The organism is Pseudomonas sp. MF06569, from assembly GCF_059862735.1.
The window spans coordinates 332138-348750 of the sequence record NZ_JCBCUZ010000002.1 but is presented as its reverse complement, the minus strand read 5'-3'; the positions used below and the strand labels follow the sequence as shown (position 1 = coordinate 348750).

At 58.4% G+C, this 16613-nt stretch carries 19 protein-coding genes and 1 pseudogene; 11 read left to right on the top strand and 9 right to left on the bottom strand.

Annotation, left to right across the window (positions count from 1 at the left end):
• Positions 1-541, top strand: a 541-nt coding sequence (locus AC19YQ_RS04025) for a T6SS phospholipase effector Tle1-like catalytic domain-containing protein (RefSeq protein ID WP_500594631.1), incomplete at its 5' end; no start/stop codon positions are given.
• A gap of 77 nt (positions 542-618) precedes the next feature.
• Here the strand turns inward: AC19YQ_RS04025 and cysB are convergent.
• The 4 genes and pseudogenes from cysB to AC19YQ_RS04005 all read right to left on the bottom strand — a co-directional run bounded on the left by cysB (position 619) and on the right by AC19YQ_RS04005 (position 3641).
• On the bottom strand, positions 619-1593 hold the full coding sequence (gene cysB / locus AC19YQ_RS04020) for an HTH-type transcriptional regulator CysB (protein ID WP_133079379.1): 975 nt from the start codon (positions 1591-1593) through the stop codon (positions 619-621).
• A gap of 113 nt (positions 1594-1706) precedes the next feature.
• Positions 1707-2207: a universal stress protein gene (locus AC19YQ_RS04015; protein WP_133079378.1), complete on the bottom strand. Its 501-nt coding sequence runs from the start codon at positions 2205-2207 to the stop codon at positions 1707-1709.
• A 92-nt stretch (positions 2208-2299) separates the two neighbouring features.
• Entirely contained in the window at positions 2300-3217 is a 918-nt protein-coding gene (locus tag AC19YQ_RS04010; protein ID WP_133079377.1) for a 5'-nucleotidase, read from the bottom strand.
• A gap of 38 nt (positions 3218-3255) precedes the next feature.
• Positions 3256-3641: pseudogene (locus AC19YQ_RS04005) on the bottom strand (thioredoxin family protein).
• On the opposite strand from AC19YQ_RS04005, the gene AC19YQ_RS04000 reads away from it, so the two are divergent.
• The gene (locus tag AC19YQ_RS04000) at positions 3640-4086 is read left to right on the top strand and encodes a PilZ domain-containing protein (RefSeq protein ID WP_500594630.1); all 447 of its coding nucleotides are present in this window, start codon (positions 3640-3642) and stop codon (positions 4084-4086) included. The pseudogene AC19YQ_RS04005 and the gene AC19YQ_RS04000 overlap by 2 nt on opposite strands.
• A 131-nt stretch (positions 4087-4217) precedes the next feature.
• Positions 4218-5294: a 3-deoxy-7-phosphoheptulonate synthase gene (locus tag AC19YQ_RS03995; protein ID WP_133079374.1), complete on the top strand. Its 1077-nt coding sequence runs from the start codon at positions 4218-4220 to the stop codon at positions 5292-5294.
• Positions 5295-5404: 110 nt separating this feature from the next.
• On the opposite strand, the gene AC19YQ_RS03990 is transcribed toward AC19YQ_RS03995, so the two are convergent.
• Complete coding sequence (locus AC19YQ_RS03990; protein WP_500594629.1) at positions 5405-6340, bottom strand: LysR substrate-binding domain-containing protein; 936 nt, start codon at positions 6338-6340, stop codon at positions 5405-5407.
• A gap of 349 nt (positions 6341-6689) precedes the next feature.
• Between AC19YQ_RS03990 and AC19YQ_RS03985 the strand changes: the two genes are divergently transcribed.
• The 7 genes from AC19YQ_RS03985 to AC19YQ_RS03955 all read left to right on the top strand — a co-directional run bounded on the left by AC19YQ_RS03985 (position 6690) and on the right by AC19YQ_RS03955 (position 13303).
• Positions 6690-7460, top strand: a complete 771-nt coding sequence (locus tag AC19YQ_RS03985) for an ABC transporter substrate-binding protein (protein WP_133079372.1) — start codon at positions 6690-6692, stop codon at positions 7458-7460.
• 111 nt (positions 7461-7571) lie between these two features.
• The gene (locus AC19YQ_RS03980; protein ID WP_219261614.1) at positions 7572-8261 is read left to right on the top strand and encodes an ABC transporter permease; all 690 of its coding nucleotides are present in this window, start codon (positions 7572-7574) and stop codon (positions 8259-8261) included.
• Positions 8258-8971, top strand: a complete 714-nt coding sequence (locus AC19YQ_RS03975) for an ABC transporter permease (RefSeq protein ID WP_019827609.1) — start codon at positions 8258-8260, stop codon at positions 8969-8971. The genes AC19YQ_RS03980 and AC19YQ_RS03975 overlap by 4 nt, the downstream gene beginning before the upstream one ends.
• A 27-nt stretch (positions 8972-8998) precedes the next feature.
• A complete protein-coding gene (locus AC19YQ_RS03970) occupies positions 8999-9766 on the top strand; it encodes an ABC transporter ATP-binding protein (protein ID WP_219261589.1) in 768 nt (255 codons plus the stop codon).
• A gap of 29 nt (positions 9767-9795) precedes the next feature.
• Positions 9796-10896, top strand: a complete 1101-nt coding sequence (locus AC19YQ_RS03965) for a DUF2817 domain-containing protein (RefSeq protein WP_500594628.1) — start codon at positions 9796-9798, stop codon at positions 10894-10896.
• A 240-nt stretch (positions 10897-11136) separates the two neighbouring features.
• The gene (locus AC19YQ_RS03960; protein WP_133079367.1) at positions 11137-12204 is read left to right on the top strand and encodes a Rieske 2Fe-2S domain-containing protein; all 1068 of its coding nucleotides are present in this window, start codon (positions 11137-11139) and stop codon (positions 12202-12204) included.
• Between the two features lies 1 nt (position 12205).
• Positions 12206-13303 (top strand): 2Fe-2S iron-sulfur cluster-binding protein, encoded by a 1098-nt coding sequence (locus tag AC19YQ_RS03955; RefSeq protein WP_500594627.1) that lies wholly within the window; start codon positions 12206-12208, stop codon positions 13301-13303.
• A 49-nt stretch (positions 13304-13352) separates the two neighbouring features.
• Here the strand turns inward: AC19YQ_RS03955 and AC19YQ_RS03950 are convergent, their stop codons facing one another.
• A complete protein-coding gene (locus AC19YQ_RS03950; RefSeq protein ID WP_019827604.1) occupies positions 13353-13634 on the bottom strand; it encodes a GNAT family N-acetyltransferase in 282 nt (93 codons plus the stop codon).
• Positions 13635-14132: 498 nt separating this feature from the next.
• Between AC19YQ_RS03950 and oprI the strand changes: the two genes are divergently transcribed.
• On the top strand, positions 14133-14384 hold the full coding sequence (gene oprI, locus AC19YQ_RS03945; RefSeq protein WP_003172710.1) for an outer membrane lipoprotei OprI: 252 nt from the start codon (positions 14133-14135) through the stop codon (positions 14382-14384).
• A 138-nt stretch (positions 14385-14522) separates the two neighbouring features.
• Here oprI and AC19YQ_RS03940 read toward each other — a convergent pair whose 3' ends face one another.
• The 3 genes from AC19YQ_RS03940 to AC19YQ_RS03930 all read right to left on the bottom strand — a co-directional run bounded on the left by AC19YQ_RS03940 (position 14523) and on the right by AC19YQ_RS03930 (position 16606).
• Entirely contained in the window at positions 14523-15551 is a 1029-nt protein-coding gene (locus AC19YQ_RS03940; protein WP_133079365.1) for a L,D-transpeptidase family protein, read from the bottom strand.
• Between the two features lie 97 nt (positions 15552-15648).
• The gene (locus AC19YQ_RS03935) at positions 15649-15942 is read right to left on the bottom strand and encodes a hypothetical protein (protein WP_003446817.1); all 294 of its coding nucleotides are present in this window, start codon (positions 15940-15942) and stop codon (positions 15649-15651) included.
• Positions 15943-16000: 58 nt separating this feature from the next.
• Complete coding sequence (locus AC19YQ_RS03930; protein WP_500594626.1) at positions 16001-16606, bottom strand: arylesterase; 606 nt, start codon at positions 16604-16606, stop codon at positions 16001-16003.
• Positions 16607-16613: the final 7 nt, after the last annotated feature.

The following is a 16613-nucleotide window of genomic DNA, read 5'->3' as shown; positions in this document are numbered from 1 at the left end:
GAACGCGGCCTTGAACGAGCGGGAGGTGTTCAGCGACTACTTTCGGTACCGCGGGATCTTCTTCGACACTCAATCCAACAACGAACTGTCGCTGCTGGTGAACGTTGGGCGCGTGGTGGGCGTGGCCTTGGCGGTGGCCAGTGTCGGCCTGACGATCAGGCGCCAGAACCCGCGTTATCTGGTGGGGCTGATTCTGCCAAGCCTGGGCACCCCGGTGCTTCGCGGCAAGGTGGAGTTCCCGTTTATCAATGCGTTTGACACCGTGACCCGCCTGTCACTGCCGATGATCGAAGACATAGAAACCGTGTGCGCCTTTACCAAAAACACCGGCGACGCAGTGAAAGCGGCCCAGGCGCTGCCCGTACCACCTGCACTGACCGAAAAAACCGCCACTACGGATAATTTGATTTCGATCCTCAAGGCCGCGCAAGCACTGGAAGCCAACAACCTGCTGGAACACGCGCTGCAAACACAAACGCCCCAGGCTGAGCCAACCAAGGGCTGGCTGGATCAGGCGAGGGGCGTGGCGGGAAGCTTCTAACTGGAATGCTCACACAGGTCGTGACAAGCACCCCGCAGGCGCCGCACAAAGCCACACCTACGGGGTAAACGCTGCACTCAATGCACCGGCAGCTCGACCCCTTCAAACAGCTCTTCGAGCTCTTGCTTGTTGTGGCAGGCGATGGCCTTTGCCATTACTTCACGGGTGAGGTGCGGGGCAAACTTCTCGATAAAGTCGCACATGAATCCGCGCAGGAAGGTGCCACGGCGGAAACCGATCTTGGTGATGCTGGACTCGAACAGTTCGCTGGCATCCAGGACCACCAGGTCGTTGTCGAGCTTGGTGTCCACGGCCATTTTGGCCACGATGCCAACACCCAGGCCCAGACGTACATAGGTCTTGATCACGTCAGCATCAGCCGCGGTGAACACCACCTTGGGGGTCAGGCCGCGATGACTGAAGGCTTCATCGAGCTTGGAACGGCCCGTAAAGCCGAAAACGTAAGTCACGATCGGGAATTCAGCCAGGGCTTCGAGGGTCAGCTTTGGCAGTTTGGTCAGCGGGTGACCTTGTGGCACGACCACGCAGCGATTCCAGCGGTAGCACGGCATCATCACCAGATCGCCAAACAGCTCCAGGGCCTCGGTGGCAATTGCAAAGTCAACGGTGCCATCAGCGGCCATCTCGGCAATTTGCATGGGCGAACCCTGATGCATATGCAACGCGACATCCGGGTACTGCTTGATGAAATTGCTGATCACCGGCGGCAAGGCGTAACGCGCCTGGGTGTGGGTGGTGGCAATCGACAGCGTGCCTTTTTTCTCGTTGGAAAACTCTTGAGCGATCTGCTTGATGCTTTCGACCTTGCGCAGGATCTCGCCAGCCGTCGTGATGATGCGCTCGCCCGCCGGTGTCACTCGGGTCAGGTGCTTGCCACTACGGGCAAAAACCTCGACCCCCAGTTCGTCTTCAAGCAGGCGGATCTGTTTGCTGATACCCGGCTGTGAGGTGTAAAGGCTCTGTGCAGTGGCCGAAACGTTGAGGTCGTGGTGCGCCACTTCCCAGATGTAGCGCAATTGTTGAAGCTTCATATGCATCCCTCAAAGCTGATAGACGCCAAGGGTATCGGCGGCGATATATAACTATATGGAAGGTTGGAATAAGAAATCTAGAACTTTTTATCGTTTTTATCGATTCATCAGCCTTACACATCAGCGCTGCGCCGACGCTGTGTCAGCGGCACCAGATATACCGGCATCTGCGCCAGCTCGATGACCCTGGTTGCGGTTCGCCCCAAATGCGACTCGCCCCCCGTGGGCTGGGCGTGACTGCCCAGGATCAGCAGATCTACGCACAACTTTTTCGACTGCTCCAGAATGACTTGTGAAGGTTCACCCTGAATAACCTTGACCGAGCGAATCAGGGCCAGTTCCAACTCCCACCCTGCCAACTCCTCACGAAGATTCTCAAGGACACGCAATTCAATATTCGACAGCATGGTGTGCATGCCCTGGCGGTGCAGTTCGTTCAACGCATGCTCATCGAGATAACTCTGCAGGACTGACTCGGCAAACAGCCCCATGGGTTCGACTACATGCACCACAAACAGATCGGCGCCGAAGCTGCGGGCAAGCCCCAGCGCATGCTGCATTACAACGGGCGCATAAACGCCGAGGTCAGTGGCATAGAGAATTGAGCGAATCATGCGACCTTCCCGACAGCTTTGATGAACGAGGTAGATTCAGCTTAGCAGCGCCCGGACAACTACGAAGCCCCCTCGACCACCTGCTTGCAGGCTTACTCGGGCACCGAATCCCGGGATTCATTGCTGATGCCGTGTGGAACATGACCGGTAGCGACAACCTGGCGCGCCCTTTCGCAATGACCCGCCTGATCATCAAAAAACACATCGGCAGCAAAGGCCTCCAGAAACGCCGACTTGTCCAGTCCTCCGAGAAACAGCGACTCGTCCAGGCGAATATCCCAATCGCGCAGGGTACGGATCACCCGCTCATGAGCTGGGGCCGACCGTGCGGTGACCAGCGCGGTACGAATCGGGCAGGCGTCATCAGGAAACTCGCGCTGCAGCAGGTTCAGCGCCTCCAGGAAACCCTTGAACGGCCCACCACGCAGCGGGTTGCGGGCAGATTCGCGTTCAAGAGACTGAAAAGCCTCCAGGCCACCGGACTGGAAAACCCGCTCCGATTCATCGGAAAACAGCACCGCGTCACCGTCGAAGGCAATGCGCAACTCGTTGCTCTCGGCCCGTAGTGCACCCCCCGACAGGATGGTCGCCGCCGCAAAACCTGCATCCAGTGCACTGCGCACATCCTCGGCATGGGTCGACAAAAACAGGTCACAGCCAAAGGCATTGAGGTACGGATGGGGATTGCGCCCGCCGCTGAAGGCAGCACGGGAAATATCCAGGCCGTAATGCTGGATGGAATTGAATACCCGCAACCCGGTATCGGCACTGTTGCGTGACACCAGCACCACCTCGACCCGGTCACGCCCAAGGCTTGCGTTGAAACTGAGGAGCTTTTTGACCAGCGCGAAGGCATCCCCCGGCGCCAGTACTTCATCTTCATGCTCGATCTGGTATTGCCGGTAGGCCTCGATCCCCTTGTTCAGATACACCTGATGGCTATCACTCAAATCGAACAGGGCCCGAGAAGAAATGGCCAGCACCAGCTTGCCCTTTAAGCCTTTGCTCATGTTGCCTCCACAGGTTTGAAGCGGGTTCGGACACCGCTTCACGGTAGCTCGTCAGGCTCATGCATCAAGGCGAGTCGAATATGGTGCGCCAGTTCGCCCTCACTCAGGCGAGACTTCAACTCACCGTAGAAGGCCCCGTCGTGCACCACAAACAGGGTGGGCAAATGGAAAATCTCGTAACGTTCGACCAGACCACCATTGTCACCGGCATCGATCCAGCACAACCGATCAACGGGCAACTGCATAGCGGGCAACATGCGCCGCGCAGTACGGCAGGCCGAACAACCCGCGCTGGTGAAGATCACCAGTGAAGTCCCGGGCAACGCCAGCAGGCGCTGATCGGCATCAAAGTCTGTCAGTTCCATTTCAGTCACTATACTCAAAAGACAATACTAATTTGATGGCACTTGGAGTCAGCTTTCATGGGTCGTTTTTTACCTCACCCTGACGATATTCCCGTTGAGATAACGCGACGCAAACAACCTTCACTTTCGCGCCACAAGCTGCACTCTATCAGCCTCGCAGGCGTGTCATGCAACACCGATAGAGCCTGGCGACGGGGTACCGCCGTCGACATGTACATGCCCACCCTGGGGGAAAGCGCACACTATCCGAGCTATATAGCCTGGTGCGAGAAACACCTGAACGGCTATCGCATCGGGGTGGCCCTGATCGACGAACAAGCGCTGTTCGGGGCGCGCATGGGCGAACAGATCTGCCAGATCGAGCACTACTCCCGCCTTCAGCAACAGCAAAGCTCATGCCCGCAAGACCTGGAAGCCCTTGCCCTGGAATGGGTCAGCCACCACGCCGTAGAGTTCTCTCAGGCAACCCTGGATCACGCAATGGCGCAGGCGGTACTGGATTAAAGCTGTGCCTGCCCATTGTCGACTTACCGGATAACGCGTTAAGGTTCGGCTCCCCGATGCGCTCAATCAAGCTGTGCTCCGCCGCACGGGGATCGCTGGCGGCCGGCACCCGTGACCTGACGAGTAACACGATGGCTGATTTACCGATCGACGACCTAAACGTTGCCTCCAACGAAACCCTGATCACACCTGAACAGCTCAAGCGCGAAATGCCTTTGCGTGAAACGGCTCTGCAGACGGTGACCAAAGGGCGTGAGGTGATTCGCAACATCCTGGATGGCACTGACCATCGACTGTTCGTTGTCATCGGGCCTTGCTCGATCCACGATATCAAGGCTGCCCACGAGTATGCCGAGCGCCTGAAAGTGCTCGCCGCAGAAGTCAGCGATACGCTGTATCTGGTCATGCGCGTTTATTTTGAAAAGCCACGCACCACTGTTGGCTGGAAAGGTCTGATCAACGACCCGTACCTGGACGACTCGTTCAAGATCGAAGACGGCCTGCACATCGGCCGCAAGCTGCTGCTGGACCTGGCTGAAATGGGCCTGCCAACGGCCACTGAAGCCCTTGATCCGATCTCCCCGCAGTACCTGCAGGACCTGATCAGCTGGTCGGCCATTGGCGCACGCACCACCGAATCCCAGACCCACCGCGAAATGGCCTCTGGCCTGTCTTCGTCGGTAGGTTTCAAAAACGGCACCGATGGCGGCCTGACCGTTGCCATCAACGCCCTGCAGTCGGTCTCCAGCCCCCATCGTTTCCTGGGTATCAACCAGGAAGGCGGCGTGTCGATCGTTACCACCAAGGGTAACGCCTACGGCCACGTGGTATTGCGCGGTGGCAACGGCAAGCCGAACTATGATTCGGTCAGCGTTGCGCTCTGCGAGCAGGCACTGAACAAGGCGAAAATCCGCCCGAACATCATGGTCGACTGCAGCCACGCCAACTCCAACAAAGACCCGGCACTGCAACCGCTGGTAATGGAGAACGTGGCCAACCAGATCGTCGAGGGCAACCAGTCGATTATCGGCCTGATGGTTGAAAGTCACTTGAACTGGGGCTGCCAGGCAATCCCTAAAAACCTTGAAGACTTGCAGTACGGCGTGTCGATTACCGACGCCTGCATCGACTGGGCGTCCACCGAGAGCACCCTGCGCAGCATGCGCGCCAAGCTCAAGGATGTACTGCCCAAGCGTGATCGCGGCTAAAGCGCACTGACAGGTGGGAGCGGGCTTGCTTGCGATGGCATCTACATGGTCTGGCTGAATGACCGTGTCGCCGGCATCGCGAGCAAGCCCGCTCCCACGTTGGTTTCAGGTTATGCGTTCTCCAGCAACCGCTGACTCGCCACCCTCTGTTCCCGCCCCTTGGCCACCATCCAGCGATGAAAGTCGCGACAGTGCGCCTTGTCAAAAGCCCCCTTTGCACCCACCAGAAAATACGCCGAAGGCAAGGGCAAGCCGTGGGCGAACGGCATGATCAGGCGCCCTTGCGCCAACGCATCAGCCACCATCGAATACTGCGCCAGCACCACGCCCTGCCCCGCCAGCGCCGCATGGATCGCCATGGACGACAGTGAATAGACCCGATAACCATCACGCAGGCCTTCACAGTCCACCTGCCGGTCCTTGAACCAGTCGCGCCAGGACGGTGGCGACGCGAACTTGGGCAACCAGTCAATCGACAGCAAGGGATACGTCAACAAGTCCTTGGGGCTATTGAGCGCAGCGTCGGCGCGTAATAACTGCGGGCTCAGCACGGGCACCACGCAATCGCGGTACAGCTCGATAGCGTTTTCGCCCGCCACGTAATCGCCGTAGGTGAAACGGAAGTCGATGTCATACCCCTCAGTCGAGGGCTCGGCATGGCTGGCGTCGAGAAACACATTGAGCTGCGGATGCTCGTCCTGCCAGGCATAGACGTGGGGTGCCAGCCACTCCGAGAGCAACGACGGCAAAGCACTGATGCGCAGGTTGCTGGCATTTTTCGAGCGTTCGACCTCGGTCTGGGCAACGCGCAGGCTTTCAAAAGCCGCAGCACAACTCTCGTGGTAACGCTGACCGGCAACGGTTAGGCGGATGCGCTTGCCGACCTTGTGGGTTAGGCTCAACCCCAGAGTGTCTTCCAGCAGCTTCATCTGCTGGCTCACCGCTCCTGCTGAAATCCCGAGGCGCCTGGCCGCCTCAACAATCCCGCCGAAACGTCCAACGGCTTCAAAAACCTGCAGGGCACGCAGGGAAGGCAAGCTGTTCATCAGCATCTCCTGAGGCAAATCGACGGACTGATACTTTAGCGCAGCTATAGGAAGCCACAGCTTTCACCCTCTTTTAGAAAAATGAAAGCCTCGTATTCTGGTCTTGCCACCCCCCGCAGCAGAACGAGGAAATTTCCCACACGAATGTAACTCTACGTAACGACACACCGTTGTTGAGTGACATGGCCCGTGCATTCCTGGCCCTAACCTATCCAGGCAACTGCTCTGGCACGCCATCCAGCGGAATTGGCCTGTAAATTGCTAATCATGTATATACAGGTACGATCAATGCACGACGTATTTGTAGCACGGTCATCACGCCGCCCCCGTCAGACAAAGGAAAATAAAAATGAAAAAACTTGTCCTCGCAGCTGTCTTAGCCCTGACATCCACCGGCATCCTGGCCAAGGACTTGACCGAGATTCGCTTCGGCGTCGACCCGACCTTCGCACCCTTCGAATCCAAAAACGAAAAGGGTGAACTGGTGGGTTTTGATATTGATCTGGGCAATGCCATCTGCGCCGAACTCAAGGTCAAGTGCAAATGGGTCGAGACCCCGTTCGACAGCAGCATCCCTGCATTGCGGGCGAAGAAATTCGACGCGGTGTTGTCGGCCATGACCGTTAACGAGCAGCGCAAAAAGAACGTCGCGTTCTCGGACCGTCTCTACAACTCCCCTAACCGATTGATCGCCAAAAAAGACAGCGGCTTGCTGCCGACCCCGGAATCGCTGAAAGGCAAACGCGTGGGCGTCGCCCAAGGCACCACTCAAGAGGCTTACGTCAAAGCCATCTGGGCGCCGCAAGGGGTGATCATGGTCACTTACCCCAACCAGGACCTGCTGTATCCCGACCTGGTCAGCGGCCGGATCGACGCCAGCCTGACCGATGCGGCAGTGGCCGATATCGGCTTCTTGCAAACCAGCAAAAACAACGGCTTCGCCTTCGCCGGCGACGCGGTGTCCAACATCGAGATCCTCGGCGAAGGCATCGCCATCGGTCTGCGCAAGGACGACCCGGTACTGCTCGAAGCCATCAACCGGGCATTGGCCGCCATGCACCAGGACGGCACCTACGACACGATCCAGAAAAAGTACTTCACCTTCGACATCTATAACTGAAGCCCGCGTCTGAACGGTGCCGGATCACCTGCATGCAGGTGATCCGGTGCCTTGCAGTTCACTTTCGTGCAACCGGTCTGCGGACCGTCGTTGCCCATGGAGCGACAGAACATGTTCTTACAGGGCTATGGCTCACTGATCGTCGACGGGACGCTGGCGACAATCCAGCTGGCACTGCTGTCGATGCTGCTGGCCGTCACGCTGGGACTGATCGGCGCGTCAGCCAAGCTGTCCAGGCAACCGGCCGTGCGCTACCTGGCAGCGGGCTACACCACGCTGATCCGTAGCGTGCCGGATCTGGTCATCATGCTGCTGCTGTTCTTCAGCCTGCAAATCTGGCTGAACAACCTCACCGAATGGCTGCAGGTCGAGCAAATCGATATCAACCCGTTCGCCGCCGGGGTACTGACCCTGGGCTTCATTTACGGGGCGTATTTCACCGAAACCTTTCGCGGCGCCTTTCAGTCCGTGCCGGCAGGCCAGCTTGAGGCAGCCGTGGCGTACGGCATGAATCGGCGCCAGGTCTTCATCCGCGTGCTGTTCCCGCAAATGATGCGCTTCGCGCTGCCGGGCATCGGCAATAACTGGCAGGTACTGATCAAGGCGACCGCGCTGGTGTCGATCATCGGTTTGATCGATATCGTCAAAGTCACCCAGGATGCCGGCAAGAACTCGATGGACCTGTTCTTTTTCAGCGTGATCGGCGGGCTGATTTATCTGGCCCTGACCACGGTGTCCAACGGTGTATTGATGTGGCTTGAGCGCCGCTATTCGGTCGGCGTCAGAGGTGCCCAGCTATGAACGAAATCATCCAGGAGTACTGGAAATCCTACCTGTGGTTCGATGGGTATCAACTCTCGGGCGTAGCCATGACCTTGTGGCTGCTGGTTGCCTCTATCGCCATCGGCGGCACCCTGGCCGTGCCACTGGCGGTAGCCCGGGTATCGCGCAATCCGCTGCTGCGCCTTCCGGTGTGGTTCTACACCTACGTGTTTCGCGGCACCCCCTTGTACATCCAGCTGCTGATTCTCTACACCGGGATTTACAGCCTGCAGGTGGTGCGCGACCAACCGACGCTGGATGCATTCTTTCGCGAGGGCATCAACTGCACGCTGCTGGCCTTTGCCCTCAACACGTGCGCCTACACCACGGAGATTTTCGCGGGCGCCATCCGCGCCACGCCCTACGGCGAAATTGAAGCCGGCCGCGCCTATGGCATGTCCGAGTTCACCCTGTACCGGCGCATCATCTTGCCTTCGGCGCTGCGCCGCTCGCTGCCGTTCTACAGCAACGAAGTGATCCTGATGCTGCACTCCACGACGCTGGCCTTCACCGCCACGGTGCCGGATCTGTTGAAGGTCGCCCGCGATGTGAACTCGGCCACTTACTCCTCGTTTGAAGCCTTTGGCCTGGCCGCCGTGTTGTACGCGGTGATGGTCTTTACCCTGGTCTGGCTGTTTCGCCGCTGCGAAAACCGCTGGCTAGCCTTCTTGCAACCGCAGGCCCATTGAACCGGCGTCACCTGGAGAACATCGAGCATGTACAAACTCAGTATCGAAGGGCTGCACAAGAAGTACGGCAATCACGAAGTCCTCAAGGGCGTGTCGCTCAAGGCCAAGGCCGGTGACGTGATCAGCATCATTGGCTCCAGCGGTTCAGGCAAGAGCACGTTTTTGCGCTGCATCAACTTTCTGGAACAGCCCTGCGCCGGCAGCATCACGGTGAACGACGAACCCATCCGCACCCGGCAGGATCTGAACGGGGCACTGTGCGTGGCTGACCCGCGTCAGCTGCAGAAAGTGCGGACCAAGCTGGCAATGGTGTTTCAGCATTTCAACTTGTGGCAACACATGACCGTGCTGGAAAACATCATCGAAGCCCCGGTCCATGTGCTCGGCATCAAGCGCAAGGAAGCCATCGAGCGGGCGCGCCAATACTTGCACAAGGTGGGTCTGGCACCCGAGGTCGAAAGCAAGTACCCGTCTCACCTGTCCGGCGGTCAACAGCAGCGTGTGGCCATTGCCCGGGCCCTGGCGATGGAGCCGGAGGTCATGCTGTTCGACGAGCCCACCTCGGCCCTGGACCCGGAGCTGGTCGGTGAAGTGCTCAAAGTGATGCAGGCCCTGGCCGAAGAGGGCCGCACGATGGTGGTGGTGACTCATGAAATGGGCTTTGCGCGCAATGTATCCAACCATGTGATGTTCCTTCATCAGGGGCTGGTTGAGGAGCAAGGCCCGCCGGGCGACGTGCTGGTCAACCCCAAGAGCGAGCGCTTGACCCAGTTTCTTTCCGGGCGCTTGAAGTGAGCAGGCAAGTCGTTCAACAGGAGCAAGGCATGACAACAGGTTTCCCTTCACACCGCAGTTTTACCCTCCAGCGTGAGCAGTTCCTGGCGGCGGCCAACGAGGCAGGCGCACAACTTTACGAGTACCCGCATCCGCTTCGCGGCCCGTTCGGCGAGGCGCTTGGCACCGACGTTGCCCTCATTGGCAACCCCCAGGCAAAACACTTGCTGGTGGCCCTGAGCGGCACCCACGGTGTAGAGGGTTACTACGGCTCCGACTGTCAGCGCCAATGGCTGCAGACCTTTGGCGAGCGCAGCCTGCCCGATGATGTCGCCGTGCTGATGATTCACCTGATCAACCCGTGGGGCACGGCCTGGATGCGCCGGGTCAACGAAGACAATATCGACCTCAATCGCAACCATCTGGACTTCAACCAGCCACCGCCCGACAACCAGGCTTACGAAGCGTTGCACGGGATCTACACCTGCGACCAACTGCGCGGACCGCAACGCGAACAGGCCGATGCCCTGCTCAATGCACGGGTTCAGCGCGACGGCTGGTCGGCGGTGATGTCGATTGTCGAAGCGGGCCAGTATCACCATCCCGACGGGCTGTTTTACGGCGGCAATGGCGCCAGCTGGTCGAATCGCACCTTGCACACGATCTTGCAGGAGCATGTGGCCCACGCCAGCAGCGTCATGTGCTTTGACCTGCACACCGGTGCCGGTGATTACGGCCATCCGATGCTGATGACCATCGCCCAGGCACCTTATCCGGCACTGGAGGATGCCCAGCGACTGTTTGGCCCGTGGCTGTTCACCCTGATGACCGGTGCTGGCAGCCACAGCGACACAGGCGTCGCCGCCACGGCTACGGGGTACACCTCGCAAGCGCTGATTGATGCCCTGCCGCACGTGCGGTTGATGCCGTTTGTAATCGAATGCGGCACCTATCCCGGCGAGCAGATTCACGGGGTGTTGCGCGACGACCAGTGGCTGCACCTGCACGGTGACCTGTTCAGCCCGCAAGCCCGGCAGATCAAACTCAAACTGCTGGAGCAATTCTTCCCGGCCGACCCTGACTGGCAAGAGCTTGTATGGGTGCGTACGCGGCAGATCTGGGAGCGGGCGCTAGCGTCACTTACCCGGTAGACCCTTGTCCTGTGGGAACGGGCTTGCTCGCGATGGCATTAGCGCAGCGTGCCGGATGTGCCGTGTTGCTTGCATCGCGAGCAAGCCCGCTCCCACAGTTTTTTTGCGCATCCGATGCCTATCAGTTAAGAAAAACTAAAGCACACAACAGTTTTAGACCTCTATTCTTACTCATGCGATGCCTCTTATTCTGGTCTCGTCCTCGCACAGGGCACCACCAGAATAATAAGGAGAGACCGCATGTTTATGCGCAACGCGTGGTATGTCGCAGCCAGTGAAACCGAGTTGGGTGAGGAGTTGCTTGCGGTCAAGCTGCTCAACGAATCTGTCGTGTTGTACCGCAAGGGTGATGGCACCCCGGTAGCCCTGGAGGATGCGTGTCCGCACCGCAAGCTGCCGCTGTCATTGGGCCGACGCAAAGGTGATGACATCGAGTGCGGCTATCACGGCCTGACCTTCGACTGCTCCGGCAGCTGCGTAAAAGCCCCTGGCAGCAGCCATGTGCCCAAAGGCGCCAAAGTGCGCAGCTACCCGCTGCAGGTGCGTTACGGCCTGATCTGGATCTGGATGGGCGACGCCGAACTGGCCGATGCCGACAAGATCTGTCACGTACCCGAGTGGGGCGATCCTGACTGGGGCCTGAACCGTGGCGACAGCATGATCATTCCTTGCAACTACCTGTACATGACCGACAACCTGCTTGATCCGTCCCATGTGGCCTGGGTCCACCAGTCCTCTTTCGGCAATGCCGCCTGTGCCCAGGAACCGCTGCAAACCACAGTGACCGATGTCGGCGTGATCGTTTCGCGCTGGATGCGTGACGTTGAAGTCGCGCCCTTCTATGCCAAGTTCGTCAAATTCAGCGGCCACTGTGATCGCAAGCAACACTACGAAGTCCACTACCCGGCACAGGCCATCATCAAGGCCATCTTCACCCCGGCGGGCACAGGCAGCGATGACGGCGCGCTGCATGAGCAGGTATTCCTGATGAACTCCTACAACTTCATGACCCCCATCGACGACTCGAACACGCGCTACTACTGGTTCCAAGTGCGTAATTTCGACCAGGACAACGAGGACATTTCCCGTCAGTTTGACGAAGACGTGCGCCACGCGTTTGCCGAGGACCGGGTTGTACTCAGCGCTGTGCATCAGGGCATGACCCACAAGCGCAGCCCGAATATTGACCTGGCTTCCGACGCGGGGCCGCTGCGGTTTCGACGCAATCTCGCGCGACTGATTGCCCTTGAGCAACCCCAGGAACTGATTCCGCTGGTGTCCGCCATGCCGAATGCCGTGGAGGCCTGAGATGAGCACTCAAACACCGGGTTTCAGCGCCTGGCGGGTGATCGACAAGCAACCTGAAAGTACACTCATCACCTCCTTCGTCCTGGCGCCCGCAGACGGTATCAGCCAGCTTGATTTTCGCCCCGGCCAATTCCTCACACTGCGCCTGACACTGACAGACCGCAGCACGGTGCTACGCAATTACAGCTTCAGTGCCTGCGCTGCCAATGGGCGCCAGGTGCGGATTTCGGTCAAGCGCGAACCTGCGCCCTTCGACCAGCCCCATTTGCCCTCCGGGCTGGGCTCCAGCCATCTGCACGACTGTGTGCAGGTGGGAGACCTGCTGGAAGTGGCGGGGCCGTCCGGGACGTTTGTGCTGGACGAGATCAGTACCCGGCCTGTGCTGCTGTTCAGCGGCGGGGTCGGTCTGACACCCATGGTCAGCATGCTCCACACCCTGAGCCAGCAATCCGGTCGGGCCGTGCACTTTGTGCATGCCTGCGAGAACGGGGCGGTACATGCCTTGCGCGAGGAGGTCCTGGCGCTGGCCGACAGGCGCTCGGGCATTGCCGTGCATTTTTGCTACCGCAACCCGGTTGCAGACGACAGAGGGCGTTATCACAGCGAAGGCCTGATCACGCGCCAAACCCTGCAACAGCTGCTGCCACTGGACGATTACGATGTCTACCTGTGCGGTCCCCGTCCGTTCATGCAGGCAAACTGGCGCCTGTTACGCAGCCTCGGGGTCGCCAGGGAGCGTATTCACTATGAATTTTTTGGACCGGCCGCCGTGCTGGAAGAAGATGAAGTCAGTGCGGTTGCAGAACCTGCCATCGTCACGACTGCTGCACGCGCGGATGACGACACCCTGAGTGTCTGCTTCATGCCGTCCGGCACCCGGGTGATGTGGAATGAAAGCTGTAACTCGCTGCTGGAACTGGCCGAACAGGCCGGGCTGGAACCCGCCTTCAACTGCCGTGCGGGGCTGTGCAACACCTGCCAGGTCCGGCTGCAGGAGGGCACCGTGGAGTATCTGGAAGAACCACTGGATACACCCCAACCCGGCAACATCCTGCTGTGCTGCACACGCCCCACCAGCGCCATCACCGTGCAGTTGTAGCCAGACACAAAAACGCCGGGGCAAGCCCGGCGTTTTTATGAATCTAGTTTCAGGTATTGGCCTGAGGGCGCTTGTGACGCTCCATGTAACGTTCGACATACGAACATGAAGGAATCACCTCGTACCCCATCTTGTCGGCGTAATCGAGCGCCTGCTCCGTCAATGCTGCCGCAATACCCCGACCACGCAGGGCGTTAGGCACGAACGTGCGATAGATATCCAGAGTCTGCTTGCCCAAATCCATGTAGGTCAGGTAAGCACGATGACCGTCGACAGTGGTCTCAAACTGGTGACCTGCCTGGTCATGGTGGATAGACAACGCCTCGCTCATCATTGCTCCTTCGCGGGTCTTGTACCGTGACCCCTACCTTACTGTTGTTTTTCCGCCGAGGGAACTACTACGCCATCAGGCACGCGCTGCCAGCACAGAATGTGTGAACCGGCCTGATTAAAGAGTAGCCACTCTCAATGCAAATGTTCAATTCATGGGGTCGGCAATTGTCCGCAAAACAAGCCTGCTAAAACGTTTCGTCAGCCCGACAACCTTAAAGTAGCCCTGAACATTTCCGGAAGGTTGAGGCTATGACGTAGAACCACACTTAAAGTCACGTTGTGCCCTCAACGAGCACGCCCCTGACCGCACTCCAAACTGACTGTTTTACAAGCACAATCAGTTAAAGCTAGCCCATCAACAATGCTGGCCAAATATTTTTTTTGGTTCTTGCGCTAGGTCATTTTACTTACTACAAGTAATGGGTACTATGTACGCCGGCTGTTTCCTCACTTTGAAGGAGCAGCTTTAATTAGAAAGTCCTTGAAGGGGAACACGATGAACAACGTTCTGAAATTCTCTGCTCTGGCATTGGCCGCAGTTCTGGCTACCGGTTGCAGCAGCGTATCTAAAGAAACTGAAGCCCGTCTGACTGCAACTGAAGATGCAGCAGCTCGCTCCCAGGCTCGTGCTGACGAAGCCTACCGTAAAGCTGACGAAGCTCTGGCTGCTGCTCAAAAAGCACAACAGACTGCTGATGAAGCAAACGAGCGCGCTCTGCGCATGCTTGAAAAAGCAAGCCGCAAGTAATAGTCCTTCGGGATTGTTATCAAGCCGACCTATTTATAGGTCGGCTTTTTTATTGCCTGCCGGCCACTAAGCAGGCAATAAAAAAGCCGCCGAAGGTATTAACCGCGGCGGCTTTTTATTGCGCGTTTTTAGTGCGTTTTACTGCACGTAATCCAGAGACTGGCCATCCGCCACTGGCGAATTGGATATGCCGATCTCTGCAGGTATACCGGTCTCGGCACCCACAACAGGGAACGCCTTGTCTTTGTCTATCTGGATGTTGTTTTCCAGGGCTTTGTGCTTGAGCAGAAAGTTCATGAACGCGGCGTACTTGTTTTGCAAGTCTTCAGGGGTCAAATGGGACTTGTCGCTGACGGCCAGCAGCGAGCCATCCTTGACGTTCAACGGCTCATGGACCTCAAGGAAGACCTTGCCGCCGCTGACACCAATCTTGTACGGCTCGTTGATGATTCGCACCGGTGTTCCGACAGGCACCATTCGCGACATTTCAAGCACGTTCTGGTTCAGCATGCGGAAGCAGCCATGGCTGGTTCCGGTACCAATGCCGAACTTGGCGTTCGAACCATGGATCAGGTAACCCGGCATGCCAAGCGTGAACTTGAAAGGGCCCAACGGGTTGTCAGGCCCTGCAGGCACGACGTTGGGCAGCGGATCGCCGTTTCTGGCGTGCTCGGCCTTGATCGAAGCCGGTGGCGTCCAGGTCGGATTGGGTGTCTTGGCGGTGATCTTGGTCTGGCCCAGAGGCGAGCCCCAACCTTCGCGGCCAATCCCCAGCGGGAAGGTGTAGACCTTGTTCTGGTCCTTGGGGAAGTAATACAAACGATATTCGGCCAGGTTGATCACGATCCCTTCACGCTTGCCCGGCGGCAGGATGAACTGGGTTGGCAACACGATATCGGTGTCGACGATCGTACCATCCAGGTTCTTCTTGACCGGCAACCAGGCATCCACTCCCGGGTTGGCTGCGATCATTTCCGAATAGCCCAGTTCGTACTTGTTTCCCAGATCAGCAAAGGAGTCTTCGTACTTGCCCTTGATGACCTGCACTTCGCCGACCACATCTTCGCCAGGCGGTGGCAGCGGGAATTCAAGCGCAACAGCGGGACCCGCAACACAAAGTGCGGCAACTGACAGGTAGCGGGTGACGGCAGGTAGGCGCGACAACATCCGGAACATCCTTCGCATAATCAACGGGGGACAAAAAAGGGAGTGTACACCGCGCCCACGGGGAGCGTGAGCCGGCTAGGGCATCAAACAGGTAACATCATAGTTCAAAGCGTAACTCTGGCCAGATAGGCTCGGTGCCACGCCGCTGGGACTCGATAATTGCCCTGCACAGCGGGCATAGCCGGTGGTCTTGAAAGACCTTGCGCGTGACATCCGACCAGCGCGGCTGGGCAGGCAGCAATGAGCCACACAACGTACGGTCAATGGTGCCTCCCAGCTCCAATTGACGCGTCACCAGATGCACCCGTACCTCCTGGCAGGCGAACAGATCGAGCTGTTCGTCAGGCTCGATCAGTTGATAGGCATATAAAGACCAGGCAGGACGCGACATCGGGGGCTCCAAATCGGGGGGGCGCCACCTTAGCCGAAACACTGCCACTAGAAAAGCATCAAAGCAGGGGTTTTAGCGCCGGCCACACATTATCCAGCAAAAGCCCCTGCGCCCCGACCGCCGGGTGGATGCGATCGGCCTGCATCAGCTCGGGTTTGCCCCCCACGCCCTCAAGGAAAAACGGCACCAGCGGGACGTTTTTTTCCTTGGCCAGTTCGCCATACACGGCGGCAAAAGCCTGGGTGTAGCGCGCACCGTAATTGGGCGGCAACTGCATCCCCAGCAACAGCACCTTGGCACCCGCCTGCTTGGAGGCGTCAATCATGCCTGCAAGATTTTGTTTCAATTGCGCTGGCAACTGGCCACGCAGCCCATCGTTGCCACCCAATTCGACAATCACCACATCGGGTTTATGCTCTGCAAGCAGCGCAGGCAGGCGCGCAAGCCCTCCAGCGCTGGTGTCACCGCTGATCGAAGCGTTGACCACCTGGTCGTCGTATCCTTGCTCCTTGAGCCGCTTTTCGAGCAAAGACACCCATCCCAGACGGGTATCCAGTCCGAAAGCCGCGCTGATACTATCGCCAACAATCAGTATTGTTCCCGCCGTTGCCGTCTGCGCCATGCACATCAGGGCCAGAGCAGCACTTAAAAACCACACACGCATTGGATTC

Excerpts from the sequence above, each read along its gene's own strand:
- AC19YQ_RS04000 (WP_500594630.1), top strand. The coding sequence starts at position 3,640 with ATGGGTCGTTTTTTACCTCACCCTGACGATATTCCCGTTGAGATAACG.
- AC19YQ_RS03980 (WP_219261614.1), top strand. The coding sequence starts at position 7,572 with ATGTTCTTACAGGGCTATGGCTCACTGATCGTCGACGGGACGCTGGCG.
- AC19YQ_RS03990 (WP_500594629.1), bottom strand. The coding sequence starts at position 6,340 with ATGAACAGCTTGCCTTCCCTGCGTGCCCTGCAGGTTTTTGAAGCCGTT.
- AC19YQ_RS03970 (WP_219261589.1), top strand. The coding sequence starts at position 8,999 with ATGTACAAACTCAGTATCGAAGGGCTGCACAAGAAGTACGGCAATCAC.
- AC19YQ_RS03985 (WP_133079372.1), top strand. The coding sequence starts at position 6,690 with ATGAAAAAACTTGTCCTCGCAGCTGTCTTAGCCCTGACATCCACCGGC.
- AC19YQ_RS04015 (WP_133079378.1), bottom strand. The coding sequence starts at position 2,207 with ATGATTCGCTCAATTCTCTATGCCACTGACCTCGGCGTTTATGCGCCC.
- oprI (WP_003172710.1), top strand. The coding sequence starts at position 14,133 with ATGAACAACGTTCTGAAATTCTCTGCTCTGGCATTGGCCGCAGTTCTG.
- cysB (WP_133079379.1), bottom strand. The coding sequence starts at position 1,593 with ATGAAGCTTCAACAATTGCGCTACATCTGGGAAGTGGCGCACCACGAC.
- AC19YQ_RS03930 (WP_500594626.1), bottom strand. The coding sequence starts at position 16,606 with ATGCGTGTGTGGTTTTTAAGTGCTGCTCTGGCCCTGATGTGCATGGCG.
- AC19YQ_RS03975 (WP_019827609.1), top strand. The coding sequence starts at position 8,258 with ATGAACGAAATCATCCAGGAGTACTGGAAATCCTACCTGTGGTTCGAT.
- AC19YQ_RS03940 (WP_133079365.1), bottom strand. The coding sequence starts at position 15,551 with ATGTTGTCGCGCCTACCTGCCGTCACCCGCTACCTGTCAGTTGCCGCA.
- AC19YQ_RS03955 (WP_500594627.1), top strand. The coding sequence starts at position 12,206 with ATGAGCACTCAAACACCGGGTTTCAGCGCCTGGCGGGTGATCGACAAG.
- AC19YQ_RS04010 (WP_133079377.1), bottom strand. The coding sequence starts at position 3,217 with ATGAGCAAAGGCTTAAAGGGCAAGCTGGTGCTGGCCATTTCTTCTCGG.
- AC19YQ_RS03995 (WP_133079374.1), top strand. The coding sequence starts at position 4,218 with ATGGCTGATTTACCGATCGACGACCTAAACGTTGCCTCCAACGAAACC.
- AC19YQ_RS03935 (WP_003446817.1), bottom strand. The coding sequence starts at position 15,942 with ATGTCGCGTCCTGCCTGGTCTTTATATGCCTATCAACTGATCGAGCCT.
- AC19YQ_RS03950 (WP_019827604.1), bottom strand. The coding sequence starts at position 13,634 with ATGAGCGAGGCGTTGTCTATCCACCATGACCAGGCAGGTCACCAGTTT.
- AC19YQ_RS03965 (WP_500594628.1), top strand. The coding sequence starts at position 9,796 with ATGACAACAGGTTTCCCTTCACACCGCAGTTTTACCCTCCAGCGTGAG.
- AC19YQ_RS03960 (WP_133079367.1), top strand. The coding sequence starts at position 11,137 with ATGTTTATGCGCAACGCGTGGTATGTCGCAGCCAGTGAAACCGAGTTG.